The organism is Promicromonospora sp. NPDC060204 (genome assembly GCF_042728455.1).
In the GTDB taxonomy this organism is placed as follows: Bacteria; Actinomycetota; Actinomycetes; order Actinomycetales; family Cellulomonadaceae; genus Promicromonospora.
The window spans coordinates 1-23,346 of the sequence record NZ_JBHWZO010000013.1 but is presented as its reverse complement, the minus strand read 5'-3'; the positions used below and the strand labels follow the sequence as shown (position 1 = coordinate 23,346).

Annotated in this window: 21 protein-coding genes; 9 read left to right on the top strand and 12 right to left on the bottom strand. The window is 74.3% G+C overall.

Translation table 11 applies throughout. The features are described 5' to 3' along the window. Positions 1-3: 3 nt before the first annotated feature. From ACFWEJ_RS03365 to murA, 3 genes are all read right to left on the bottom strand, one after another. Positions 4-1,053 carry an NAD(P)H-dependent glycerol-3-phosphate dehydrogenase gene (locus ACFWEJ_RS03365; RefSeq protein ID WP_377227793.1) on the bottom strand — a complete coding sequence of 350 codons (1,050 nt, stop codon included), beginning with the start codon at positions 1,051-1,053 and terminating at the stop codon, positions 4-6. Beyond that, positions 1,050-1,778 (bottom strand): lysophospholipid acyltransferase family protein, encoded by a 729-nt coding sequence (locus tag ACFWEJ_RS03360; protein ID WP_377227792.1) that lies wholly within the window; start codon positions 1,776-1,778, stop codon positions 1,050-1,052. The genes ACFWEJ_RS03365 and ACFWEJ_RS03360 overlap by 4 nt, the downstream gene beginning before the upstream one ends. A gap of 112 nt (positions 1,779-1,890) precedes the next feature. Continuing rightward, positions 1,891-3,207, bottom strand: a complete 1,317-nt coding sequence (gene murA, locus ACFWEJ_RS03355; RefSeq protein WP_377227791.1) for a UDP-N-acetylglucosamine 1-carboxyvinyltransferase — start codon at positions 3,205-3,207, stop codon at positions 1,891-1,893. A gap of 282 nt (positions 3,208-3,489) precedes the next feature. On the opposite strand from murA, the gene ACFWEJ_RS03350 reads away from it, so the two are divergent. Further along, positions 3,490-4,872, top strand: a complete 1,383-nt coding sequence (locus ACFWEJ_RS03350) for an MFS transporter (RefSeq protein ID WP_377227790.1) — start codon at positions 3,490-3,492, stop codon at positions 4,870-4,872. A 79-nt stretch (positions 4,873-4,951) separates the two neighbouring features. Here ACFWEJ_RS03350 and ACFWEJ_RS03345 read toward each other — a convergent pair whose 3' ends face one another. Genes ACFWEJ_RS03345 through ACFWEJ_RS03335 form a run of 3 tightly spaced genes read right to left on the bottom strand, consistent with a single transcriptional unit; the run spans position 4,952 to position 8,132 of the window. Continuing rightward, positions 4,952-5,857: a hypothetical protein gene (locus ACFWEJ_RS03345; protein WP_377227789.1), complete on the bottom strand. Its 906-nt coding sequence runs from the start codon at positions 5,855-5,857 to the stop codon at positions 4,952-4,954. Beyond that, a complete protein-coding gene (locus tag ACFWEJ_RS03340; protein ID WP_377227788.1) occupies positions 5,854-6,945 on the bottom strand; it encodes an ABC transporter ATP-binding protein in 1,092 nt (363 codons plus the stop codon). The genes ACFWEJ_RS03345 and ACFWEJ_RS03340 overlap by 4 nt, the downstream gene beginning before the upstream one ends. After that, entirely contained in the window at positions 6,942-8,132 is a 1,191-nt protein-coding gene (locus tag ACFWEJ_RS03335) for an outer membrane lipoprotein carrier protein LolA (protein WP_377227787.1), read from the bottom strand. Before ACFWEJ_RS03335 ends, ACFWEJ_RS03340 begins: the two co-directional genes overlap by 4 nt. A gap of 164 nt (positions 8,133-8,296) precedes the next feature. Here ACFWEJ_RS03335 and ACFWEJ_RS03330 point away from each other — a divergent pair, with 164 nt between their 5' ends. From ACFWEJ_RS03330 to ACFWEJ_RS03315, 4 genes are all read left to right on the top strand, one after another. Further along, entirely contained in the window at positions 8,297-8,980 is a 684-nt protein-coding gene (locus ACFWEJ_RS03330) for a response regulator transcription factor (protein WP_377227786.1), read from the top strand. Continuing rightward, entirely contained in the window at positions 8,980-10,341 is a 1,362-nt protein-coding gene (locus ACFWEJ_RS03325; RefSeq protein ID WP_377227785.1) for an ATP-binding protein, read from the top strand. The genes ACFWEJ_RS03330 and ACFWEJ_RS03325 overlap by 1 nt, the downstream gene beginning before the upstream one ends. Positions 10,342-10,456: 115 nt before the next feature. Continuing rightward, the gene (locus ACFWEJ_RS03320; RefSeq protein WP_377227784.1) at positions 10,457-11,209 is read left to right on the top strand and encodes a TSUP family transporter; all 753 of its coding nucleotides are present in this window, start codon (positions 10,457-10,459) and stop codon (positions 11,207-11,209) included. Positions 11,210-11,241: 32 nt separating this feature from the next. Beyond that, positions 11,242-12,486 (top strand): hypothetical protein, encoded by a 1,245-nt coding sequence (locus ACFWEJ_RS03315; RefSeq protein ID WP_377227783.1) that lies wholly within the window; start codon positions 11,242-11,244, stop codon positions 12,484-12,486. An 18-nt stretch (positions 12,487-12,504) separates the two neighbouring features. Here ACFWEJ_RS03315 and ACFWEJ_RS03310 read toward each other — a convergent pair whose 3' ends face one another. Then, positions 12,505-13,692, bottom strand: a complete 1,188-nt coding sequence (locus tag ACFWEJ_RS03310; RefSeq protein ID WP_377227782.1) for a hypothetical protein — start codon at positions 13,690-13,692, stop codon at positions 12,505-12,507. A 104-nt stretch (positions 13,693-13,796) separates the two neighbouring features. Between ACFWEJ_RS03310 and ACFWEJ_RS03305 the strand changes: the two genes are divergently transcribed. After that, the gene (locus tag ACFWEJ_RS03305) at positions 13,797-14,417 is read left to right on the top strand and encodes a TetR/AcrR family transcriptional regulator C-terminal domain-containing protein (RefSeq protein WP_377227781.1); all 621 of its coding nucleotides are present in this window, start codon (positions 13,797-13,799) and stop codon (positions 14,415-14,417) included. Positions 14,418-14,453: 36 nt separating this feature from the next. Here the strand turns inward: ACFWEJ_RS03305 and ACFWEJ_RS03300 are convergent, their stop codons facing one another. The 4 genes from ACFWEJ_RS03300 to ACFWEJ_RS03285 all read right to left on the bottom strand — a co-directional run bounded on the left by ACFWEJ_RS03300 (position 14,454) and on the right by ACFWEJ_RS03285 (position 17,611). After that, the gene (locus tag ACFWEJ_RS03300) at positions 14,454-14,771 is read right to left on the bottom strand and encodes a DUF5808 domain-containing protein (protein ID WP_377227780.1); all 318 of its coding nucleotides are present in this window, start codon (positions 14,769-14,771) and stop codon (positions 14,454-14,456) included. A 122-nt stretch (positions 14,772-14,893) separates the two neighbouring features. After that, positions 14,894-15,790 (bottom strand): aminoglycoside phosphotransferase family protein, encoded by an 897-nt coding sequence (locus tag ACFWEJ_RS03295; protein ID WP_377227779.1) that lies wholly within the window; start codon positions 15,788-15,790, stop codon positions 14,894-14,896. 36 nt (positions 15,791-15,826) lie between these two features. Continuing rightward, on the bottom strand, positions 15,827-17,002 hold the full coding sequence (locus ACFWEJ_RS03290) for an NUDIX domain-containing protein (RefSeq protein ID WP_377227778.1): 1,176 nt from the start codon (positions 17,000-17,002) through the stop codon (positions 15,827-15,829). A 93-nt stretch (positions 17,003-17,095) separates the two neighbouring features. Continuing rightward, positions 17,096-17,611, bottom strand: coding sequence for a hypothetical protein (locus ACFWEJ_RS03285; RefSeq protein WP_377227777.1), 516 nt, complete (start codon positions 17,609-17,611; stop codon positions 17,096-17,098). A gap of 113 nt (positions 17,612-17,724) precedes the next feature. Here ACFWEJ_RS03285 and ACFWEJ_RS03280 point away from each other — a divergent pair, with 113 nt between their 5' ends. Both ACFWEJ_RS03280 and ACFWEJ_RS03275 read left to right on the top strand, forming a co-directional pair. Further along, positions 17,725-19,053 (top strand): glycoside hydrolase domain-containing protein, encoded by a 1,329-nt coding sequence (locus tag ACFWEJ_RS03280; RefSeq protein WP_377227776.1) that lies wholly within the window; start codon positions 17,725-17,727, stop codon positions 19,051-19,053. A 23-nt stretch (positions 19,054-19,076) separates the two neighbouring features. After that, on the top strand, positions 19,077-19,349 hold the full coding sequence (locus tag ACFWEJ_RS03275; RefSeq protein WP_377227775.1) for a nickel-binding protein: 273 nt from the start codon (positions 19,077-19,079) through the stop codon (positions 19,347-19,349). A 27-nt stretch (positions 19,350-19,376) separates the two neighbouring features. Here ACFWEJ_RS03275 and ACFWEJ_RS03270 read toward each other — a convergent pair whose 3' ends face one another. Next, entirely contained in the window at positions 19,377-22,301 is a 2,925-nt protein-coding gene (locus ACFWEJ_RS03270; protein ID WP_377227774.1) for an AAA family ATPase, read from the bottom strand. Between the two features lie 169 nt (positions 22,302-22,470). On the opposite strand from ACFWEJ_RS03270, the gene ACFWEJ_RS03265 reads away from it, so the two are divergent. Beyond that, positions 22,471-23,172, top strand: coding sequence for a hypothetical protein (locus ACFWEJ_RS03265; protein WP_377227773.1), 702 nt, complete (start codon positions 22,471-22,473; stop codon positions 23,170-23,172). Positions 23,173-23,346 lie beyond the last annotated feature (174 nt).

Sequence of the window (23,346 nt, the reverse complement as noted above, 5' to 3'; positions counted from 1 at the left end):
GGCTCAGCCCGCGACCTCGGACTTCTGCGGCCGGGCGAGCAGCGTCGCCGCGAGTTCCGACAGCGGCAGCCTGCCCGCCAGCACCTCGACGACGCCGGCCGTGATCGGCATCTCGACGTCGTGCGCCCGCGCGAGCTCCAGCACCGACTGCGACGACTTCACGCCCTCGGCCGTGCCGCCCGTGGCCTTGATCGCCTCGGCGAGCGTGAGCCCCTCGCCCACGTGCTTGCCGAGGCGGTGGTTGCGCGACAGCGGCGACGCGCACGTCGCCGTCAGGTCGCCCATGCCGGCCAGGCCGGCGAACGTGGCGGCGTCGGCCCCGAGCGCGAGGCCCAGGCGCGTGATCTCGACCAGGCCGCGCGTGATGAGGGTCGCCAGCGTGTTCCAGCCGAAACCCTGGCCCTGGGCCATGCCGGCGGCCAGGGCGATGATGTTCTTCACCGCGCCGCACAGCTCCACACCGACCACGTCGGTGTTCGTGTAGGGCCGGAAGTACCCGGTCGAGCAGGCCGCGGCCACGAGCTGGGCCGTGGCCTCGCTGCGCGAGGCGACCACGGTCGCCGTCGGCTGCCGCTCGGCGATCTCGGGCGCCAGGTTGGGGCCGGAGACGATGGCGACGCGCTCGTCCGGGAGGTCGAGCACCTCGGCGATGACCTGGCTCATCCGCTTGTCCGTGCCGAGCTCGACGCCCTTCATCAGGGAGACGACGACGGCACCTGGCGCGGCGACGTCGTGCACCAGGTCCTTCATCGACTCCAGCGTGGCGCGGGCGACCTGGGAGGGCACCGACACGACCACGATGGCGGCGCCCGCCAGGGCGGTCGCCGGGTCGGTCGTGCCGTGCATCGGCGGCAGCTGCACGCCCGGCAGGTACTTCTCGTTGCGGTGCGTCGTCTCGACGGCGTCGAGCACCGCGGCGTCGCGGCCCCACAGGGTGACGTCGCACCCGGCGTCGGCCAGGACCATCGCGAACGTGGTGCCCATCGAGCCCGCGCCGAGGACGGCGACCCGGGGCTGCTGAGTCGCGGCGCTCTGTGCTGTCGCGGCGCTCACGGGCGCTCCACCGAGGGGTAGGTCGTCATCTTGGCCTCGTATTCGGGGTGCTTGCGGAGGTCGAAGCGCGGCTTGGGGGCCACCTCGCCGCGGATCTGCTCCAGCTCGGCGGTGATGGCGTCCATGATGCGGCTCGTGGCCTCACGCAGGGTGGCGGTGTCCTGGGGCCGGTCGTACAGGTCGCTCAGGTCCACGGGCGGGCCGGTCTGGATGGTCACCTTCTTGCGCGGGAACGGCTTGAGCACCCGGCTGTACCGGCCGAGGATCTCGGTGACGCCCCACTGCGCGACGGGCAGCACCGGCAGGCGCGTCGTCAGCGCGATCCGGGCCACACCCGTCTTGCCCTCCATCGGCCAGTACTCGGGGTCCCGCGTCAGCGTGCCCTCCGGCAGGATCGCCACGCAGGCGCCGTCGCCGAGCTGGCTCGCGGCGTCCTTCAGCGACTCGGCGGACTTCGCGGAGTCCCGGTCCACCGGGATCATCTTGGTGCCCCGCAGGGCCCATCCCGTCAGCGGCGAGTCGAACAGGCCGCGCTTGGCCAGGATGCGAGGCTCACGGCCCATGTCGAAGAGGTAGTGCGCCAGCGTCAGCGCGTCGAGCTCCGTGACGTGGTTGGCCGCGGCGATGAACCCGCCCTTGGCCGGGAAGTTCTCGCCGCCCTTCCACTCGTACTTGCACAGCGCGAACATGAGGTTCCGCACGACGAACGCGACGAAGCGATACATGCGTGACTCAGGGCGTGGGATGGACACGGCCGAAAGGATACTCGGCCGAACCGTGTCAGACGCTCAGGTCACCGGGGGGACCTGAGCGTCCGACACGTGCGAGGAGAGAGCGTCAGCCGCGGACGACCTCGGCGCCCAGCGCCTCCAGCTTGTCCTGGAAGTTCTCGTAGCCGCGGTCGATCAGGCCGATGCCGCGCACCGTCGACTGCCCCTTGGCGGCCAGGGCCGCGATGAGGTGGGAGAACCCGCCGCGCAGGTCCGGGACCTCGATGTCCGCCGCGGAGAGCGGCGTCGGGCCGGAGACGACGGCGGAGTGGTGGAAGTTGCGCTGGCCGAACCGGCAGTCGCGACCGCCCAGGCACTCCTTGTAGACCTGGATCGTGGCGCCCATCTTGCGCAGCGCGTCCGTGAAGCCGAAGCGGTTCTCGTACACGGTCTCGTGCACGATCGACAGGCCGGCGGCCTGCGTGAGCGCGACGACGAGCGGCTGCTGCCAGTCGGTCATGAAGCCCGGGTGGACGTCGGTCTCGAGCACGATGGACTTGAGGTCGCCGCCGGCGTGCCAGAAGCGGATGCCGTCGTCCTGCACCTCGAACCGGCCGCCGACCTTCCGGAAGGTGTTGAGGAACGTCATCATCTCGGGCTGCGTGGCGCCCTTGACGGTGATGTCGCCGCCCGTGGCCAGGGCCGCGGAGGCCCAGGACGCGGTCTCGATCCGGTCGTTCAGCGCGGTGTGGGAGTAGCCCTCGAGGCGGTCGACGCCCTCGATGCGGATCACGCGGTCGGTGTCGACCGAGATGATGGCGCCCATCTTCTGCAGCACCGCGATGAGGTCCATGATCTCGGGCTCGATCGCCGCGCCCGAGAGCTCGGTGATGCCGTCGGCGCGGACCGCCGTCAGGAGCGTCTGCTCCGTGGCGCCCACCGACGGGTAGGGCAGGGAGATCTTGGTGCCCTGCAGGCGACGCGGCGCCCGCAGGTGGATGCCGTTGGGCCGCTTGTCCACGACGGCGCCGAACTGGCGCAGGATGTCGAGGTGGTAGTTGATGGGGCGGTCGCCGATGCGGCAGCCGCCCAGGTCCGGGATGAACGCCTCGCCGAGGCGGTGCAGCAGCGGCCCGCAGAACAGGATCGGGATGCGGCTGGAGCCGGCGTGGGCGTCGATGTCGGCCACGTGGGCGGACTCGACGTTGGACGGGTCGAGGTCCAGGATGCCGGCGTCGGTGTCGTACTTGACGTTCACGCCGTGCAGGTCCAGGAGCCCCGAGACGACCTTGACGTCACGGATCTGCGGAACGTTCCGCAGCACGCTCGGGGTCTCCCCCAGCAGAGAAGCCACCATGGACTTCGACACGAAGTTCTTTGCGCCTCGAACGGTGATGGTCCCGTTCAACGGGTTGCCGCCGTTCACATACAGCAGATCGTTCATATCCTCGTCGTCGTCTCGTTCGTTCCGATGATGGATGTCCGATGGCGGAGCCTCCGGGAGCCCGGTCGATCCTGCCCCTCACCGCCGGTCGTGCCAACACGGCAACCGGTGGGAGTATTCACCGTTCACCACACCTTCACTCGCGACGCACCAGGCCGCAGTTCGACACGCCGCTCGTGCACAGGGCCCGCGCATGCCGCCGTCGGCAGCCTACGTCAAGACCCCATCCGTATCGCGAGACGACCTTCCCGGATCGCGGACGCCGTGCCTAATCTCGCGGGCATGAGCACCTCCGCAGCGCCGACCGCCGGGACCCCCGGCGGCGGGGAGAGCACAGCGCCGGCCGGCAATCCTCGCGGCCGCGTCGTCCTGGCCTCCCTCATCGGTACGTCCATCGAGTTCTACGACTTCTACATCTACGCGACGGCCGCCTCGCTGGTCTTCCCGGCGCTGTTCTTCCCGAACGCCGAGGACCCCACGACGCAGCTCCTGTCGTCGTTCGCCGTGTTCGGCGTCGCCTTCGTGGCGCGGCCGGTCGGCTCGGTCCTGTTCGGGCACTTCGGTGACCGGATCGGCCGCAAGGCGACGCTGGTCGCGTCGCTGCTCACGATGGGTATCGCGACGGTGCTGATCGGCCTCATCCCGGCGGCGTCGACGCCGGGCTGGGCCGTGGCCGCCCCGGCGGTGCTGGTGCTGTGCCGGTTCTGCCAGGGCCTCGGCCTGGGCGGCGAGTGGAGCGGCGCCGCCCTCCTCGCCACCGAGAACGCGCCCGAGGGCAAGCGCGCCATCTACGGCACCTTCCCGCAGCTCGGCGCGCCGATCGGCTTCATCCTCGCCAACACGGTGTTCATCGCCCTGTCCACGTCGCTCACGCCCGAGCAGTTCGCCGCCTGGGGCTGGCGCATCCCGTTCATCGCGTCCGCCGTGCTCGTGATCGTGGGCCTGTGGGTGCGGCTCTCGCTGCTGGAGACCCCCGCGTTCCGCAAGGTGATCGAGGCAGAAGCCGTCAGCAAGGTGCCGGTGGCCCGCGTCTTCCGCACCTCGTGGCGGCAGATCATCTCGGGCACGTTCATCATGCTGGCCACCTACGCGCTGTTCTACCTGATGACGACGTTCACGCTGAACTACGGCGTCGCGCCGACCGCGCCCACCGACGGCTCCCCCGCCGGCCTCGGCTACGAGAAGATCGACTTCCTCTGGATGCTGATCGTGGGCGTCGTGTTCTTCGGCATCTTCACGCTGGCGTCCGGGCCGATGGCGGAGAAGTTCGGCCGCCGCAAGCACCTCATCTGGGTCACCGTGGCGATCATCGTGTTCGGCGCGCTGTTCGTGCCGCTGTTCGCCGCGGGCCACGTGGGCGTGCAGACCCTGCTGATCCTCGGCTTCACGCTCATGGGCCTCACGTTCGGCCCGATGGCCGCCGTCCTGCCCGAGCTGTTCCCGGCGAACGTGCGGTACACGGGCTCCGGCATCGCGTACAACCTGTCCTCGGTGCTCGGCGCGGCGGTGGCCCCGTTCATCGCCGTGTGGCTGTGGGCCGAGGCCGACGGCTCCCCCGTGCTGGTGGGCGTCTACCTCTCGGCGATGGCCGTGATCACGCTGGTCGCGCTGCTCCTGACGCACGAGACGCGCGACGTGGACTACGCGGAGAACGTCGGGGACTGACGGCCGCGCCGCTCGCGCTCCGAACGCCGACGCCGTCGCGCACCTTCCGCAGGGAGGGTGCGCGACGGCGTTCGTGCGCTCAGCCGTCGCGCGTCGTGAGACGGGCGTAGGCCAGCGACATGCCGATCACGAGGTAGCACAGCGACCGGAACGCGCCCTCGCCCAGGTCGCCCGTCGCCACGGGGTCCCGGATCAGGTCGACCAGGCTGCCCAGCGACTGCGGCAGCAGGTACGGGTGCAGCCAGTCCAGGGCCGAGATCTGCAGCAGCACCCCGGAAACGATGAGCCCGCCGAGCACGCTCACCACCACCAGCATGGGGTGCTCGGTGGATGCCGAGATCGCCAGCGCCACCGCACCCACCGCCATCAGGTAGAGCGTGGCCCAGGCGATCGCGACGGCCAGCCGCCCCAGCACCTCCCCGACGGACAGCTCGGTCCCGGACATCGACGCCAGGTTGTCCGTCCCGGCCAGGACCAGCCCGGTGACGAAGCCGGACGCGACGACGAGCGTGGCCGCGACCAGCGCGACCACCAGCACGCCCACGGCCTTGACCACGAGCAGCCGGCCGCGGGCCACGGGCGCGAGCAGCCAGCCGCGCAGCGCGCCGTGGGACTGCTCGCCGGCCAGCGCGTCGCCGGAAGCCATCGCCACCGTGAGCGGCAGCAGGAGCATCAGCAGCGTCATCAGCGAGCCCAGCGGCAGCACGAACGCGCTGGTGGCCATGGTCACGAAGATCGGCGGCTCCCCGCCGGGCGGCCCGTCCGGGCCCGCGCCGCCCGCCCCCGGGGCGGCGCCGCCCGCCGTCAGGTCCACGGCGATGCCGGTGATCACCGGGAGCACGGTCAGCAGGCCCAGCACCACCAGCGTCCGCGGACGCCGGAAGATCCACCGCAGCTCGGCCCGCAGCAGGCGGCCGACCGGGGCGCGGAGCCGGGCCGGCGCCGGGTCCGGCGCGGTGACCGGGGCCTGGGTCGGGGCGGTCATCGGGCCGGCTCCCGGTCGGGCGCGGGTTCGGCGTGCCCGGCGGTGCCGGGCTGGGCGGTGCCGGGCTGGGCGGCGGCGCGCTCGTTGGTGGCGGGCTCGCCCGAGGCCTCCCCGGGATCGTGCGTGAGCCGCGCGAAGACGTCCTCCAGCCCGGTGCGCTCCCGCCGGGCCTCGTCGACCCGGACCCCGGCCCGGACCAGCGTCTCGATCACGGTCGCCGGCGTCGTGCCCGTGAGGTCCACGCGCACGCCGGCCGGGGCGAGCCACGCGGTGACCCGCTGCTCGCGCAGGGCGGCCGCCGCGGCGGCGCCGTCGGCGGTGGTGACGAGCAGCGTGGGGTTGCCGGACTCCAGCAGGTCGTCCAGCGGACCCTGCGCCACCACGACGCCCGCGTTCAGCACGACGACGTGGGTGCACGTGGCCTCGACCTCCGCCAGGAGGTGCGACGAGACGAGCACCGTCACGCCCTGGGCGTGCAGCTCCGCGATGATCCGGCGCACCTCCTGGGTACCGGCCGGGTCGAGGCCGTTCGTCGGCTCGTCCAGCACCACGAGGCGGCGCGGGACCAGCAGCGCGGAGGCGAGCCCCAGCCGCTGCTTCATGCCCAGCGAGTACGCGCGGTACTTCTTGCGGGCCGCGCCCGCCAGGCCCACCCGCTCCAGCGCCGCGGTCACGGCGCCGTCCAGCTCCCGCCCGGACAGCAGGGGCTCGGCGGCGGCGAACCGCAGCAGGTTCTCCCGGCCGGACAGGAAGGGGTGGAAACCCGGCCCCTCCACGAGCGCCCCGACGTGCGGGAGCACCCGGTCCACGGCCCCCGGGACCGGGACGCCCAGCAGCTCGATCTCCCCCTCGGTCGGCTGGACGAGGCCGAGCAGCATCCGGATGGTCGTCGTCTTGCCGGAGCCGTTGGGCCCCAGCATCCCGACCACGGCGCCCTCCGGCACCTCCAGGTCGACGCCGTCCACGGCGACCGTGCCGCGGTAGACCTTGCGCAGGCCCCGCGTCCGGGCGGCGACCGCGGTCTGCGCCGCGGTCGCCACCGGTCCGGTGGCCGGTCCGGTCGCTGGTCCGGTCGCTGGTCCGGTCACTGCTGGTCCAGGGCGTCGACGAGCACCTGCCGGGGCACCGCGCCGGCCGCGAACTGGCCGTCGTCGGTGACGATCGCGCCGCCGACGGCGATCCGGACGTACGAGCCGGAGCCGAAGTCCCCGGACACCGGCTGGCCGATCTGCGCCAGCAGCCCGGCGACGTCCTGCTCGCCGCCCGCCGAATCTGCGCCGCCGAGGAAGCCCTCGCTCCCGGCCGCGCCGCCGTCGGACCCCGTGCCCGCAAGGTCCCGGCCCAGCGCGTCGGCGGGCACCTTGCCCACCAGCACCGCGTCCCAGCCGTCACCGACCGTCATCAGCCCCTCCCCGGGACTGCCCGGCTCGCCGGCCTGCCCGGCGTGCTCGCCGTGCGCCTTGGCGACGTCGCCCGCGTCGGTGGTCTCGACCTTCGCGCCGGCCGGGGGCGTGAACTCGAACAGCCCGGCATCCTGCGCGCCGACCTCGAACTCGGTGAAGCCGAGCGACAGGACCGGTTCGGACCTGCCGTTCGCGTACACGTCGAACCGCAGCGGCACGCGCGTCTGCTCGTCGATCGCCACCGTGATCTCGCGCAGCAGCGTCTTCTCCGACGGCTTGGGCGTGAGCACGAGCTCGTAGGCGGCGCGGTCGGCGACGCGCGCCGTGCCGTCCACGACGATGTCGCTGGTCGGGCGCAGGTGCTCGATGATCTCGGTCGCCGCCTGCGACGGGTCCGCCATCCGCGCCTCGGCGTGCCCCTGGGCCGCGGCGTGCTTCCCGGCCTGCTTCTCCGCCTGGGCCCTGGCCGCCGCAAGGTCCGCGTCGTCCCAGGTGAGGTGCCGCGCGCGGTTCTCCTGCGAGTCGTAGGCCCACGCCTCGTCGGTGTTCTTCACGAACGTCAGCTCCGACGTCGGCCGCTCGACCTGGACCCGGGCGGCCTGCGCGCCGTCGTGGAAGACCCGCACAGAGTCGAAGTCCAGGGCGTCGGCCCCGGGCACGGCGGGCAGCCCGAGCTCGTTGCTCACCTCGGCTACGCCGTCGAACGCGGGGGGCGTGGCCTCCAGCGCGGAGGTCACGAGCTGCTCCGCGTCGATCGTGGGGAGCACCGGGTCGTCGTCCGCGCCCGCGGGCAGCGCGGTGAACGCCAGCCCGCCGAGCCCGACCGCGATCCCCGACCCGGCGGCGACCAGCGCCTTCGTCCTCGGCCTCATGTCCCGCTCCTTCGCGTCCGGTACCAGTGTGCTTCCCTTGTGCTCCTTCCACGATCCCCCAGGGCGGCTGAGACCTCGCTGAGAACCGCGCGCCGGGCACGACACGCCCACCAGCGCACTCGCCCGCCTACGCACCGGACGCCGCGTGCGGCATGCTGGCAGGCATGAGGCCGCAGATCCTCGTGGTCGACGACGAGCCGGGCGTGCGCAAGGCGCTGGACCGCGGCCTGCGCGCCCAGGGCATGGACGTCACGGTCGCGGCCGACGGCCCGACCGCGCTGCGCCTGGCGCGGACCGGGTCGTTCGACGCGGTGCTGCTGGACATCATGATCCCGGGCCTGTCCGGGTACCGCGTGCTGCAGGAGCTCCGGTCCGCCGGCGTCACCACCCCCGTGCTGCTCGTCTCCGCGAAGGACGGCGAGGTGGACCAGGCCGACGGGCTGGACCTCGGCGCCGACGGCTACGTGGTCAAGCCGTTCTCGTTCGTGGTGCTGCTCGCCCAGCTCCGCGCCGTCCTGCGCCGCGCGGCCCCGGGCACCACGCGGGAGCCGATCCGGCTCGGGCCGCTGACCGTCGACCGCGGGGCCCGCGCCGTCCGCTACGACGAGGTCGACGTGCCCCTGAGCCCGCGCGAGTACGCGCTGCTCGTGGCGCTGGCCTCGCGCGCCGGGACGGTGTGGACCAAGCAGGAGCTGCTGACCGAGGTCTGGGGCGACGAGCAGGCCGCGACCCGGAACGTCGTCGAGGTGTACGTGGGCTACCTGCGCCGCAAGCTGGCGGCCGCCGGCGCCGGTGACCTGGTCCGGACCGTCCGGGGGCAGGGGTACCGGCTCGGGGGCGCGCCCTAGTGCGGGCGGCGCCCGGCGGGCACCGGGCGGGGGCGCCCTGGGCGGGCGTCTCGCTGCGCCTGCGGATCACGGCCCTCGCGACGGCGGTCACGCTGGTCTGCCTGCTGGGTCTGGCGCTGGTCGCGGGCCGGGGCCTCGGGCCGCTCCTGACCGGCGCCGTGGACGACGAGCTCCGGACGGCGCTGGGCGGCGCCGCCCAGGACGTCGTCGCCGGCGCGGAGCCCGCCCCGGCCGACGGCCTGGAGGTGCGCGTGCTGGACACCGCGGGCGGGGCCGTCGACGACGCCCCGGCGCCCGCCCGGCCAGCCCCCGCACTGACGCGGGACCAGGTGCGGGCCCTGAAGGCCGGGACCCCGGTCACCGCGGGCGACCGGCGGCAGGTGCGTTGGCAGGGCTCCGTGGTCACGGCGCCCGACGGGAGCCAGCGGCTCGTCGTGGTCGGCACCGGGCTCGTGGGGCAGCGCGCCGCCGAGGCGTCGGGCAGCCGCTGGCTGCTCGTCACGGCCCTCGTGGGGACGGTGGTGGCGGGGGTTGCTATCTGGTTCGCCGTCGGGTCCGCGCTGGTCCCGGTCGCCCGGATGCGCCGGTCCGTGCGCCGGCTCGCGCCCGGCGCCCGGGTGGAGGTGCCCGCCGGCACCGCCGGCGAGCTGCGCGCCCTGGCCGACGACTTCAACGAGCTGCTGGACCGGCAGGAGGCCACCACGGAGCGGCTGCGCCGGTTCACGGGCGACGCCGCCCACGAGCTGCGCTCGCCCGTGGCGTCCATCCGCCTCCAGTCCGAGGTCGCGGTGGCCGACCCCGACCCGGCGCTCTCGCAGGAGGTGCACGCCGACGTGCTGGCGGACGCCGAACGCCTGTCGGCCCTGCTCGACGGGCTGCTGGCGCTGGCCCGCTCGGACGCCGGGGAGCTGCCGCCGGCGGACGACGTGGACCTGGTGGGCGAGGTGCACGCGGCGGTGGCGCGCGCCGGGGAGCAGCCGGTGCCGATCGTGGTCAACGCCGCCGCCGACCAGGTCTGGGCGGCCGCGGCGCGCACGGAGACGGGGCTCGTGCTGGACAACCTGCTGCGCAACGCCTGCCGGTACGCCCGCACGCGGGTCGTGGTGTCGGTGCTCGCGGGCCGGTCCACCGTGCGCGTGCTCGTCGACGACGACGGCCCCGGGGTGCGGCCCGAGCACCGGGACAAGGTGTTCGACCGTTTCTACCGGGTGTCCGACGACCGCGCGCGCACCTCCGGCGGCGCCGGCCTGGGCCTCGCGCTGGTCGCCGAGCTCGTCCGCCGCCGGGGCGGCCGGGCCGCCGTCGGCGAGTCGCCCGACGGCGGCGCCCGGTTCACCGTCGTGTGGCCCCGGGCCCGCTGACCGGACGGCGCGCCACGTGCGTGGCCGTCACGGTGTGGGAGACGCAACACTGACCGGCCGCTGATCAGGGCCTTCACGGACCGGCGCGGGCCGGCATCGGGGTTAGCGTGGCCGGGTGGAGACGACGGCCCTGATCGCAGCGTGCCTGGCCGTCGTCCTCGGGGCCGGGCTGCAGCGCGTCGCCGGGATGGGCGTCGGCATGGTGGCCGCGCCGGTGCTCACGGTGTTCCTGGGCGCGTCGGTGGGCGTGCTGGTCAGCAACGTGGCCGCGATCGTCACGGCACTGCTCATCCTGCGGGCGCTGCGGGACGGCGTGGACTGGCGGCGCGTGGTCACGATCCTGCCCCTCATGCTCGTGGGCTCCGTGCTGGGCGCGCTGACGGTCCGCGAGGCCGACACCGCGTGGCTCGACGTGATCGTGGGCGGGTCCGTGCTGGTCGCGCTGGGCGCCTCGGCCGTGCTGCGGCGGCGGGTGCGGATCCAGGGCCGTTCCGTCGCCGTCGTCACCGGGCTGGCGGCGGGCTTCATGAACACGACCTCGGGCGTGGCGGCGCCCGCCTGGACCGCGTACGCGCTGGCCACCCGCTGGGAGCACCGGTCGTTCGCCGCGACGATGCAGCCCCTGCTCGTGGTCATGAACGTCATGTCGGTGATCACCAAGCTGGGCTTCGGCGCGATCCCAGCCGGCTCCGCCCCCGCCTGGTGGGTCTGGCCGGTGCTCCTCGCCGCGGTGCTCGCCGGGGTGGCGTTCGGCAACCTCCTGGCCCGCCGGCTGCCGACCTCGGCCGCCTCCCGCATCGCGGTCACCGTGGCGGTGGCGGGCGCAGTCACGGCCCTGACCAGGGGAATCCTCACGATCGCCGGCTAGGTCGTGTCAGTGGCGTCCGGAATACTTGCCGCGTGATCCGGATCGTGCGCTCTCTCGCCGTGGGGTTCGCCCTCGCCTGCCTCCTGCTGATCGGCCTCCGGCTCGATCACGGTGCCCCCGCCTGGTGGCTGCCCGTCGCCCTGGTCGTGAGCAGCACGGCGGTCATGCTGACGGCCATCGCGACCACCCTCACGGGCGTCGGCCGGACCAACGCGCTGCGCACGGCGCCGCCGGTCGACGTCGTGGTCACCGCGGAGCGCGAGGGACGCCTGCACCTGGCCAAGGTGCTGGACATCTCCTCGACCGGGAGCGAGCTCGACGGCAACCCCGTGGCCGAGCTGCGGCTCGCCGTCGCCGCCCGGCCCCGCCCGGCGTACACGACCACCACCCGCGCGCTCATCGACACGACCCGCCTGCCGCAGTTCCAGCCGGGGGCCGTGGTCGTGGTGCTGCAGGAGCAGGCCGACGCCCCGGGCGTCACCCTGCTCCAATCGCCGCCGCCGTCGTGGCGGGAGAAGGCCGCGGACGCCGACGCGGTCGCCCGGATGGACGAGCCGGCCGAGTGGGCCGCCGCCCCGGTGCCAGCCGGCCGCGTGCCCGTCGGCCGTGACGCGCGCGGGTTCGTGAAGATCCCGGCGGCCGTGCTCGCCCTCCTGGTCCTCGTCGGCTTCGCCGTCCGGCTCCAACCGGTGCGCGAGGACATCGCCGCACTGCTCACCGGCACCCCGCTCCTCGAGGTCTCCGCGGCCCAGGAGCGGCGCGTCGACCGGGAGGCCAGCACGCTCGACCCGTCGCGCGCCCAGGAGGTGGTCGACGCGTTCGTCGCCGAGGCCGGGGACAGCGCCTTCACGGACGTCGGCCTCGGCAGCACCACCGCCACCGCGACGGTGCCCGCCGCCCCGGGCTCCGACAACACCGACGACATGGTCTGGGCGCGCGGCGACGTGGAGCGGCGCGAACCGTCGTCCATCCAGCCGAGCGGCGACGAGCTGCCGCTGCAGACCTTCGACGCCGCCGACGTCGACTGGGGATCGCTCCAGGAGCTCGCCGACCGGCTGCCGCAGCAGGCGGGCTTCGAGCCGGAGGACCTGGTCACCGTCCAGGTCCGCGTGCCGAACCCGGCGTTCGGCGACACCGGCCTGGCCTACGAGATCCACGTCTGGGGCTCCGGCCCGTACGACGACGCCTCGGTCACCTACGGGCCCGACGGCGAGGTCGTCGACATGTCCGGCGGGGCGAAGGGTTCCGAGATCGCACGGTGGGACGCCGAGCACTAGCACGCCGGAACGGGGGGGTCAGCGCCTCAGCCGCCGGTCGACGAGCAGCAGCCCGCCGACGGTCAGCCCGATGATCACGACCAGCCCGACCCGGTCCACCGTCGTGTGCGCCATGATCACCAGCCCGCCGAGCGAGTGCGCCACCAGCGCTCCCCCGACGAGGGCGAGCGTGTGCCGCGGTGTCCACCCGGGCCGGGCCGCCGTCCGGGTCAGGTAGCGGTAGCAGGCCACGGCGCCGACGGCGGTCAGGGCCATCGGGACCAGCACCAACCACCCCTGCGTGAACGCCGGCTGCCGGGCGCCGAACACCGGGAACGACAGGCCGAAGAAGACCAGCGTGGCCAGCCCGGACGCCCCGAAGAGCACGCCCCGGGACGGGACGGACGCGCTGCCGGCCCCGGCACGGACGTCGGCCCGGCCGGGCGCAGCGGCCGGGTCGCCGGGAGCGGCTGCGTCGCCGGGAGCGGCCGCATCGCCGGGGGCGGCCCGCCCCCGCACTGGCGGCACGACGTACAGGGCGACGATCCCGAGCACGACCACCAGCACGGCGACCCCGAGCACGAACGGGACCGGCGCCTGGTAGCCCGCGTCCTCCGACAGCGAGACGGTGCGCAGCAGCCCGACGCCGAGCACGGCGACGATCGCGGCGACGACCGTCCCGGGCACGCCGAGGTACGGGCGGCCCCGGTGCGCGGGGAAGAGCAGGTTGGTCAGCGTGATCGGGATGCAGACCGTGAACACGGCGTGGTAGATCGCGTTCGCCTCGAAGTAGGGCAGGTTGACGCCGAGCACCCGTGCGCCCCACGACGCGGCGTCGTACAGGTGCGGGCTGGTCAGCGCCTGCAGCCCGATCCCGTCCTCGACGAGCTCGTACGCCAGCGCCAGCAGCAGGATGCTCGGCCAGCCCCGCCCGCGCCGGGCCACCAGCTCGCGGATCAGCAGCACGCCCGCGCCGTAGACCGGCATCCAGAGCAGTACCAGCCAGGCCATCCGGACCGGCGTCGAGCCCAGCGCGAGCTCCGCGATGAGCGGGGTGAGGACCACGAGCGTCCACGCCGCGCCACGGTTGCGTGCCGTGCGCGGGCCCGCCTGCGCGGCTTCCGGCCCCGTGTCCGTGCTGGTGTCCGGGCCGGCGTCCGTGCTGGTGTCCGGGCCGATCTCCGCCCCGGCCGCCCCGGCCCGTGCCGTCGTCCGCTCGTCGGTCATCGCAGCTCCCCCGTGTCGCACGCCGCTCCCGCGACGCTCCTTATCACTGATAAGTATCACTCATGATTATCACTGATAAGGACCAACCTGGCTAGAGTCGGGCCATGCCACGCACCCGCCCGCGACTGGACCGGCCCACGATCGTCGCCGCGGCCCTCGAGACGCTGGACGAGCGCGGCCTGGACGGGCTGTCGAGCCACGGCGTGGCGCGGCGGCTCGGGGTGCAGCAGCCCGCGCTGTACCACCACTTCCGGAACAAGGCGGAGCTGCTGGCCGCCGTCGCGGCCGAGGTGCTCGACCGCGGGCACACCGAACGCCTGCCCGAGCCCGACGAGAGCTGGGACGCGTTCCTCCTGCGCAACGCGCGCAGCCTGCGCCGCGCCATGCTCGCCGTCCGCGACGGCGCGCGGCTGATGGCCTCGACCGGGCCGCGGGCGCCGAACCTCGCCAACTCCGTCGCCCAGGTCGCCCACCTGGAGGCCCAGGGGTTCACCGGTCCGGACGCGGTGCTGGCGTTCATCGCCGTCTCCCGCTACACGATCGGGGCGACCCTGGAGGAGCAGTCGGCACCCGGCGGGCAGGCGGTCCTGGCGGACGGCGCCGACGCCGTCGAGGGCGCCGACCACCTCGCGGACGTCGTCCGGGCCGTCGCCGGCCTCGGCCCCGAGCACGAGTTCGACGTGGGCCTCACGGCCCTGGTCAGGGGCTTGACGCCGCCCCGCTGAACGACCGCCCCGCTGACCGACGGCCCCGCCGACGACTCAGACGTCGAGCTTCTCCCGGACCAGCGCGACGACCCGGCCCACGTTGACCGCCCAGCCCACGCCGAAGACGCGCGGCCCGATGACGTGCTCCGCCTCCGGGTCCCACAGCCGTTCCTTGGCGCGCTCCAGCGTCGGGAACCGGAAGTCGTACGGCACCACGGCCGCGACCTTCCCGTTCCACGTGCGTTCTTCCTCCGGCAGGCGCAGCTCCTTGACCACTGCCGCGACCGCCAGGCCGATGGTCACGAGCGTGACGAGCCGCTTCAGGCCGCCCCCGCGGTGCTGGGTGCTGCCGCCCGACTTGGTGGAGCCCACGGCGTCCTCCGGTGATCGCGGCGCCGGCTCTCGCCGCCGGTGCCTGTCGGCACCATCCTGGGCCACGCGTCAGCAGGCCGCGAACGCAGGTCGGGACGCCGCCGGCGCGGTTCGCGCCGCGGTCAGGCCAGGGCGCCGACGAGCCGGGCGCACCGGGGCGGGTCCTCGGTGAGCCCGTTGTCCAGTCCCCACACCCAGTAGTCGACGACCCGCCACAGCGCCCACGCCCGGGCCAGCGCGGGGTCGAGCTCGGCGGCCCCGACCAGCACGTCGAACCAGCCCGGGATCTCCGCGTCGGTCATCTCGTCCACCCGGTGCCAAAGCACGTTCACCGCCGTCCGCTCGGCGTCGCCCCGCCGCAGCACGGGATCGACGACGCACCACCGGCCGTCCCTGTCCCGCAGCACCTGGTCGAAGTGCAGGTCGGCGTTCACGGCCACCGGGTCCCGGTCGCCCGCGAGGATCACGGCCGCGGCGCCGGCCGCGAGGTCCAGCACACCCGGGTCGAACGGCCGGCCCAGGTGCTCCCAGGCGGGGCGCAGGCGCGGGGTCAGCCGGGCGACGTCGTCCGCCACGTGGCCGACGCCGGCCGCGACGTCGTCGCCGGCGGGGATCGCGAGGCGTCGTGCGATCCGGCCGATCTCGGCGAGCGCGACGTCCAAGGGCTCGCGGACGAGCGAGCGGTCCGGGTCGAGCCGGTCCAGCAGGAGCGCCCCGGCCGCGGGGTCCGCCTCGAGCTCCCCCACCACGCCGTGGCCGCGCCAGAACTCCAGCGCCGTCGAGAGCGCGGCGGTGTCGTCGGCCGGGGGCGTCAGACGCAGCGCGGCGGGCGACCCGGCCCGGCGCACGGGGACGACCAGCGCGTTCGAACCGTGCCGGGGCAGGCCGTCGACCGTCAGGCCCCAGCGCCGGCACCGGGCGTCCACCAGGCGCGGCAGGTCGGCCAGCCACTGCTCCTCGGCCGCCGTCGCGGTCCACCAGCGCGGCATCGCGAGGAAGGTCGCGGGGACCTCGATCACGGCGCCTTCGCGGGGATCACGGCGCCTCCGCGGGGATCACGGCGCCTCCGCGAGCAGCGCGTGCCGGTTGGTCCGGATGAACGCCTTGAGCGCGGTGGGCACCAGGTCGACGTCCGCGAGCGCCTTCTCGTCGCGCAGGTCCACGTGCTCGACGTCGTAGGTGCCGCGCGTCGGCTCCTCGAACTCCGGGCCGGACCGCAGCGCCAGGTCCATGGAGGTCACGCGCGCGAGGAAGTAGTGGTGCACGGCGACGCCCGCGTCCTTGGGCCGGGAGGTCAGGAACACCTGGCGGACGACGTCGGCCGTGGCGCCCAGCTCCTCCATCAGCTCGCGGCGCAGCCCGTCCTCGATCGAGGCGTCCTCGGGTTCGACGCCGCCGCCGGGCGTCACCCAGTACGGCGCGCGGCCCCGCACGGTCCGCTTGATCAGCACGAGGCGGTCGACGTCGTCGAGCAGGATCGCGCGGGCCGAGCGGCGCACCACGACCGGCGCGACGGTCCGGGCCGCCGGCGCCTCGTCGACGACGGGCGCCTGGCGCAGGTACCCCTCGAAGAGCGGTCCGCCCGCGGCGTCCAGGGTGGCGCGGGCGACGTCGACCATGGCCTGGTCGTCGTGCCGGGCGGCGACCCACCGGGCGGCGTAGCCCAGGTCCCAGGTGCGCAGCTCGCGCAGCAGCCACTTGCCGCCGCCGTCCCACCGCCCGGCCGCCGCCAGGGCGAGGTGCCCGACCCGCTCCCACAGCACGGACCGCACGACGTCCGCCTCGCCGCCGTCCCGTGCGTACGCGAGGTCGTCCAGCAGGTCCGTGACGCCGTACCGGGCGTCCTCCAGCGCGGTGTCCGACGCCGGGCCGGGGCCGGCGTCCAGCAGGGCGCGGCACTCGGCCTGCAGGTCGTCGACCGCCCCGGCCGGGCCCGCCACCAGCACGCCCGTCGCGATCATGCGCGCGAGCGTCGGCCGTCTCCGGGCCGTCTCCTTGGCGATGAACCAGCGGTGCCCCGCCTCGGTGTTCACGAACAGCTCGACCGGCCAGCCCCGCCAGCGCAGCGCGTCGCGGTGCCCGACGGCGTCGTCCGGCAGGCACACCACGATGTCCAGGTCGGAGCCCGCGGTCCGGGAACCGGGGTCGAGCACGCTGCCGGCGAGCAGCGCCCAGCGCGCCTCGGGGTAACGGTCGGCCACCAGGGCAGCAGCGTCAGCTCGCGGGTCCACGTCCGTCATCCTTGCGCACGACGAGGGGCCGACACATTCGTTTTCGTGAACCCTGCCCCACGTCCAGGTGAACCCGGGTGGGCGAGCCCGCCGTCAGGACACCGGCACCCGGCGTCGGACGCGCGTCACGATGCTGCGGGTCGCGATCCTGTGGAAGCCGGAGTCGATCACCAGCAGGCGGTAGATCGCGCCGAGCACGCCCGGGAAGGTGGCGTCGGTGTGCGCCTCGACCCGCGTGGCGGCGCCGTCGGGCACGAGGCGGAAGGTGAGGGTGTAGACCGAGAACCGGTGGACGCCGTCGAGCACGAGCCGGCCCGGCGCCTCCGCCGCCCGGACCCGGAAGCCCGGCACCACCGAACCCGCCGTGAGCGGGCGCGGCCCCGCGGGCCGCCGGTCGCGGCAGCCGATCAGGCGGACGTACCAGGCCGGCCGCCCGAGCACCTCGACCTGGTCCAGGACGGCGCGCCAGACGACCTCGGACGGGGCGCCGATGGTCGCGGCGTGCACGTCCTGGTACCGCCGGGGGCCGACGCCGCCCGGACCGGCGTCGCCGGAACTCGCCTTGCCGGAACCTGCCTTGCCGGAACCTGCCTCGCTCGCGCCGGTCATGACCGGACCCTATCCGGCAGGCCCCCAGGATCGGGACCAAAGACCCTGCCGCCGCGACCTCGGGCGACGGACACTCCGAGGTAGGTGAGGGGGCCTGTCCACGGAGGTACCCCATGTCCGCCACCCGCACCATCCTCCGGAGCCTGGCGGCGTTCGGCGGCAGCCTGGCCGTCCTGCTCGGCGGGCTCGCGCTTCCCGCCGCCGCCGAGCCGGAGACCCCGGTGTACTACGCGTCCGGGTCGACCTGGACCCGGGCGGACGGCCTCGGCTTCGACACCTGCACCGCGCCGTCGCTCACGCAGCTCGCGGCCTGGCGGGGCACGTCGCCGTACAAGGTCGTGAACATCTACTTCGGCGGCAACAACCGCGGCTGCGCCCAGCCGAACCTGACCCGGACGTGGGTACGCGACGCCGTCGTGGGCGGGTGGAAGCTGCTGCCCACCTACTTCGGCTACCAGCCGTACTGCAAGTTCGGCGCGAGCAAGCCGAACCGCTACACCGTGGCCAACGCCATCGCCCGGGGGAACGCGGACGGCGCGGACGCCGTGACGCAGGCCGCCGCCCTGGGCGTGCGGCCGGGCAGCGGCCTGTACGCGGACGTCGAGCACTACGACCGCACCGACGCGAACTGCCGTAAGGCGGTGCACATGTACGTCTCGGCGTGGACCAAGACGGTGCACGCCTCGGGGTACCTGGCGGGCGTGTACGCGCACCAGGACTCGGGGATCCGCGACCTCTCGGACGCCTACAACTGGACGACGTACGCCCGGCCGGACGCCGTCTGGATGGCCCGCTGGGACGGCAACCCCTCGCTGAGCAACTGGCCGACGGCGCCGAACTCGCACTGGCCCAGCTACCAGCGCGCCAAGCAGTACCAGGGCGACCACAGCGAGACCCACGGCGGGGTGACGATGAACATCGACTCCGACAACGTCAAGGCGCCCGTCGCCACGGTCGCGCGCACGTACCAGGTCACGAGCACGGATCCGCTGAACGTCCGCAGCGGCCCGGCGACGTCCTACGCCGCCGTCCGCACCTATGCGCCGGGTGCCACGCTGTTCGTGGTGTGCCAGACCACCGGGCAGCGGGTCGGCACGACGTCGGTCTGGGACCGGCTGACCAACGGGGCGTGGGCGAGCGACTACTACGTCTCGACGCCGTCGAACACCGGGTTCTCGTCGACGCTGCCGCGGTGCCTCTACCCGGGGCAGGTGACCGTCGACTCGCTCAACGCGCGCACCGGACCGGGGGCCTCGTTCCCGACCACCGGCAGCCCGCTGCGCCGCGGCGCCCTGGCCCCCGTGATGTGCCAGGCGTCGGGGAGCAGGGTCGGGACGACGTCGGTGTGGGACAAGCTGTACGGCAACCGCTGGGTCAGCGACTACTACGTCTCGAACCGGTCGAACACCACGTGGAGCGCGCCGGTACCGCGCTGCCCGTGAGGCCGGACTGAAGGAGGTCCATCGTGCCGCTCTATGTCATCGAGCGAACGTACGCCGAACGCGTCCAGCCCTTCCTGGGCGCCTTCGAGCGGGTCAACGAGATCAACGCCGACACCGGCGTGCGCTGGCTGTACTCGTTCCTCTCGCTCGACCACCGCAAGTCGTACTGCCTCTACGAGGCGCCGAACGCCGAGCTGATCCTGAGCGCCGCCGCGGCGGCGCGGGTCCCGGCGGACCGGGTGGTCGAGGTGGTGGGCCGGATGATGCCGTCCGGCGCGCTCGAACCGGTCGACTGAGGCCCCGGTCGTCTGAAGGCCTGGTCGTCAGTCGAGCAGGCCCTGGGTCGCCGCGTAGCGCGCGGCGCGGGTGCGGTTCTCGCAGCCCGTCTTGAGCAGGATGCTGCGCACATGGTTGGCGGCCGTGTTCTCGCTGATGACCAGGGAGCGCGCGACCTCGCGGTTGCTGAGCCCCTGCGCCACGAGCCGCAGCACCTCGATCTCGCGCCCGGTGAGGCCGTCGGGGCGCCGCGCCGGGACGCCGTCCTGCTCCCCGAGCGCCGCGTCCAGCATCCGGAGCACGCGCCGCGACCCGACCGACGTGGCGATGCGCCGCGCCTCGGCCGCGAGCGCGCCGACGTCGCAGCCGTCGGCGCCCGTGGTGACGTGCGCCGTCACGTGCGCGGCCAGGGTGTGGGCCACGTGCAGGTGCGCCCCCATTGCGCGGTCCATCGCCTCGGCGCGCGCGAAGTCCGCCTCCCAGTCGCCCGTGCCCAGCAGGGCGTCGAGGGAGCCCAGGTAGCGGTCGGCGCTGCCCATCGCGCTGACGAGCGAGCCGAACATGATGTTGAGGCCGGCGTACGGGGCGAGCTCGGCGCGCACCCGCCGTCCCGCCTCGACGTCGCCGAGCGCGACCGAGGCATCGGCCAGGAACGTCAGGACGCCCGCCCGGGTGCCGGGCGACGAGGGGGTCGTTCCGGACTCGATGAGCCACCACAGCGCGCGGCGCGCGGCGTCCTCCATGCCGAGCTCCGTGTAGAGCGCAAGCAGGCCGGGCACCCATCGCCCGTCGAAGTCGGCGTCGCTGCTGACGAGCCCGCGGACCTGCTCCAGCTCGCCCCGCTCCCGGCGGAGCACGAACTGCTGTACCCCGTACTGGCCGTCCGGATGCACCTCCGCGCTGAGCTCCACGGATTCTCCGATCTGGAGCAGCTCCTCCGACACCTGGGCGGCCCGGGCCAGTCGCCCGGCCGCAAGATCCCGCGAGAAGTCGACGCAGCCCGCCAGATAGCCGAAGTAGCGCTGGTGGGTGCTCTCGACCGCCAGGCGCAGGTCGGTGAGACCGGCCCGGACGACGGCGGTGTCCCCGCGCTGGTAGCCCAGCAGCGTGCGGTACGAGGCCGCCGGACCGAGGCGCTCAAGGTTGTGGGTACGCAGACAGTGCTCGGACAGCTCGACCGCCCGGCTGAGCTTCGCGTCGGCGTCGGTGACGGAGCTGCCGAGGACGAGCGAGGCGAGCAGGACGTCCCCGAGCAGGTCGTCGCCCCCGAGCTCGCGGGCACGCGTGATCGAGCGCTCGAAGAGCACACGGCCCGGCTCGTCCTTGCCGTCGAAGGCGAGTGCCCGGCCCAGGCCCGCCTGTGCGCGGATCCGGAGCTCCTCGTCCGCGTCGTCGGACGAGTCGAGCGCGGCCCGCAGCAGCTCGATCGACCGGCCCGCGTCGACGTTGGTCCGCCAGTTGGCGTCCTCATACTGCACGGCGGCCCGCAGCCGGTGCGCGGACGCCGCGTCGTCCGCGATCGGTTCGACGAGAGCTTGCGACCGCACGACCGCGCCGCTGAGCATGCGCTCCCGGGCGGCGAGCAGCACGGCGTCGTCGGCCCGCGCCCGGTCGTCGTCGATCGCCGCGGCGCGCTCGTAGAGGTCGGCGGCCTCGTCGTGCGCCAGGCCCTCCGCCGCCAGGACCGCCGCGAGGCGCAGGTAGCGCACGGCCTCGGCGCGGTACCCCAGCAGGTAGGCCGCCTCGAAGTGGTGGGCCACCCTGGCCACGTGGGCGCCGCCGCGGCCACCGCGCGCCTCCAGCGCCTGGGCGACCCGCAGGTGGAGCCCGGTGCGGCGGGCCGACGGCATCGCGCCGAGCACGACGTCGCGGGTGATCGCGTGCCGGAAGCGGACGGCGGACGGCGCGTCGTCGACCGGCTCGAGGAGGTACGCGTCGACCGCGGCGTCGAGGTGCCCGAGCACCGCCTCGGGCGGGGCCTCACCGGCGGCGACCAGCAGGTCCACGTCGACGACGTCGCCGATCACGGCCGCGTGCTCGACCGTTCCGCGCGCCCTGGGGTCCAGGGCGCCCAGCCGCGCCTCGACGGCGTCCTGCACCGACGGCGGCGTCCGCCGGCCAGGCTGCACGAACCCGGCGGGGCCTTCGGCTTCGAGGGTCTGCACGAGCTCGCGGACGAAGTACGCGTTGCCGCCGGTGCGCTCGCACAGGTCCACCGCGGCGGTCGCGGCCAGCGCGGCCGGTACCTTCGCCTCCCGCACCAGGTACTCCTGGACGTCGCCCGCGGCCAGCGGCGGCAGGTCGACGCGGCGCACCCCGTCCAGCCGGTAGAGGCGGGCCACGTGGTTGACGAGGTGGTCGGTCCGGTCGGTCGCGGTCACGCGCTGGGCCGCCACGAGGAGCAGCCGGAGGTCCGCCGTCTGCTCCACGAGGTACGAGAGCAGCTCCCAGGCGGTCTCGCCCGCCCAGTGCACGTCGTCGAGCAGGAGAACGAGCGGCTCGATTGCGGCCGCCGACCGCACCGAGGTGACGACGGCGTCGAGGAGGTCGCGACGGGACGCCTGCCCGGCCGGACGCTCGCCCGCCACCGTGTCCAGGTACGCGACCGTGTCCGCCACGGCCTGTTCGTCGGGGTCGGGTGAGGGACGGGCCAGCGGGAGCAGGCCGTCGGCGATCGCCCCGCGCATCGTGGCGACCGGGGCCACGAACGGCTCGTACGGTGACGCGAGCGTGCTCGGGCACGCGCCGGCGAGCACGGTCACCCCGTCGTGCGGCAGGTCCGCCGCGAGCTGCGCCAGGAGGCGCGACTTGCCGGCCCCGGGCTCGCCGCCCACGATCCTGACCTGGCGCGACCCGTCGCGGGCCGCCGCCCAGGCCTCCTGGAGCTGGGCGCGCTCGACCTGGCGCCCGACGAACCAGCCCCGTGCCGCCTCGCCCCGGCGCCGCAGCTCCTGCGCCGACCAACCGGACACGTCAGCCACGTTACGCCCGGCGCCCGTGCCGGTCGATGGTCAGAACTGACCATGTGCGCCGCCCGCCCGAAGATGGTCGGTTCCGGTCATGATCCTGCGTGCTCCCGCTCCTAGCGTCGCTCGTACCAGGGCTCCTGGTGGAGGGGTCCGATCACGAAGGAGTGGACCCATGTCTGGACAGAACCCTCAGGGCAGGCAGCACACCGGTCTCCTGGCGGGCTTGCTCGCCACGCTGGGCGCCGCGACGCTCGCGCTGGCCGCACCGGCCACCGCGCAGACCCTGGAGGACGACGAGACGAAGGCGCCGCGGCTCGTGCTGGGCGGCCGCGCCGCACTGGACAGCGGCGAGCTGGCCGACGGCGGGTGGTCGATCGTCACCGACACGACCGACCGGCTCGTGCTCGTGGCCGGCGCCACCCGCGTCCGCGTCGTCGTTGACGCGGTGGTCGGCCCCACCGCCGACCCGTCGAGCGCGAACGGCCTCATCCCGGCGCTGGCCGAGGCCCCCGGCCTCACGGCGCCGAGGTACCTCGAACGGCCCTCCGGCGCGCTCGCCGTGCTCGACGTCGACACCTCGGCGAGCGGGGCGTCGTCCTGCACGGCGCTGCCGTGGCAGGTGGACACCGCGAACCGGACCACGCTGACGGGCGAGGGCGACGCCAAGGTGGTGCTGGGCACGCCCTGCACCGTCGAGCGGGCGTACGTGGTCGCGCAGGGGCCGGGCAACCTCCTGGCCGAGGCGCAGGCGCCACGCGGCCCGGACGGCGGAGCCGCATCCATGGACGCCGCGGACGCGCTGGTGCTCACGCTGGTCCCGGCCGGGACCCGGGGCGACAGCACCGCGTCATCGCTGGGGTACATCCCGCGGTGAACGTCACGCGGTGAAAGTCACGGGTGAGAGGAGAAGGTTGACACGAGCCGATCGACCTGGACATCGCGGTGGTGCCGTATCGGCGCCACCGCGTACCTCTGAGCCCGCGAGCAGGCGGTACGGTGACGCTCATGCCGCCGCGCCGATCGCTCCCCGTCGCGCTGAGCCTCGCGG

What these genes read in the sequence shown, in the direction of transcription:
- ACFWEJ_RS03360 (WP_377227792.1), bottom strand. Translation starts at nt 1,778, where the DNA reads ATGTATCGCTTCGTCGCGTTCGTCGTGCGGAACCTCATGTTCGCGCTG.
- murA (WP_377227791.1), bottom strand. Translation starts at nt 3,207, where the DNA reads ATGAACGATCTGCTGTATGTGAACGGCGGCAACCCGTTGAACGGGACC.
- ACFWEJ_RS03350 (WP_377227790.1), top strand. Translation starts at nt 3,490, where the DNA reads ATGAGCACCTCCGCAGCGCCGACCGCCGGGACCCCCGGCGGCGGGGAG.
- ACFWEJ_RS03345 (WP_377227789.1), bottom strand. Translation starts at nt 5,857, where the DNA reads ATGACCGCCCCGACCCAGGCCCCGGTCACCGCGCCGGACCCGGCGCCG.
- ACFWEJ_RS03335 (WP_377227787.1), bottom strand. Translation starts at nt 8,132, where the DNA reads ATGAGGCCGAGGACGAAGGCGCTGGTCGCCGCCGGGTCGGGGATCGCG.
- ACFWEJ_RS03330 (WP_377227786.1), top strand. Translation starts at nt 8,297, where the DNA reads ATGAGGCCGCAGATCCTCGTGGTCGACGACGAGCCGGGCGTGCGCAAG.
- ACFWEJ_RS03310 (WP_377227782.1), bottom strand. Translation starts at nt 13,692, where the DNA reads ATGACCGACGAGCGGACGACGGCACGGGCCGGGGCGGCCGGGGCGGAG.
- ACFWEJ_RS03305 (WP_377227781.1), top strand. Translation starts at nt 13,797, where the DNA reads ATGCCACGCACCCGCCCGCGACTGGACCGGCCCACGATCGTCGCCGCG.
- ACFWEJ_RS03285 (WP_377227777.1), bottom strand. Translation starts at nt 17,611, where the DNA reads ATGACCGGCGCGAGCGAGGCAGGTTCCGGCAAGGCAGGTTCCGGCAAG.
- ACFWEJ_RS03280 (WP_377227776.1), top strand. Translation starts at nt 17,725, where the DNA reads ATGTCCGCCACCCGCACCATCCTCCGGAGCCTGGCGGCGTTCGGCGGC.
- ACFWEJ_RS03265 (WP_377227773.1), top strand. Translation starts at nt 22,471, where the DNA reads ATGTCTGGACAGAACCCTCAGGGCAGGCAGCACACCGGTCTCCTGGCG.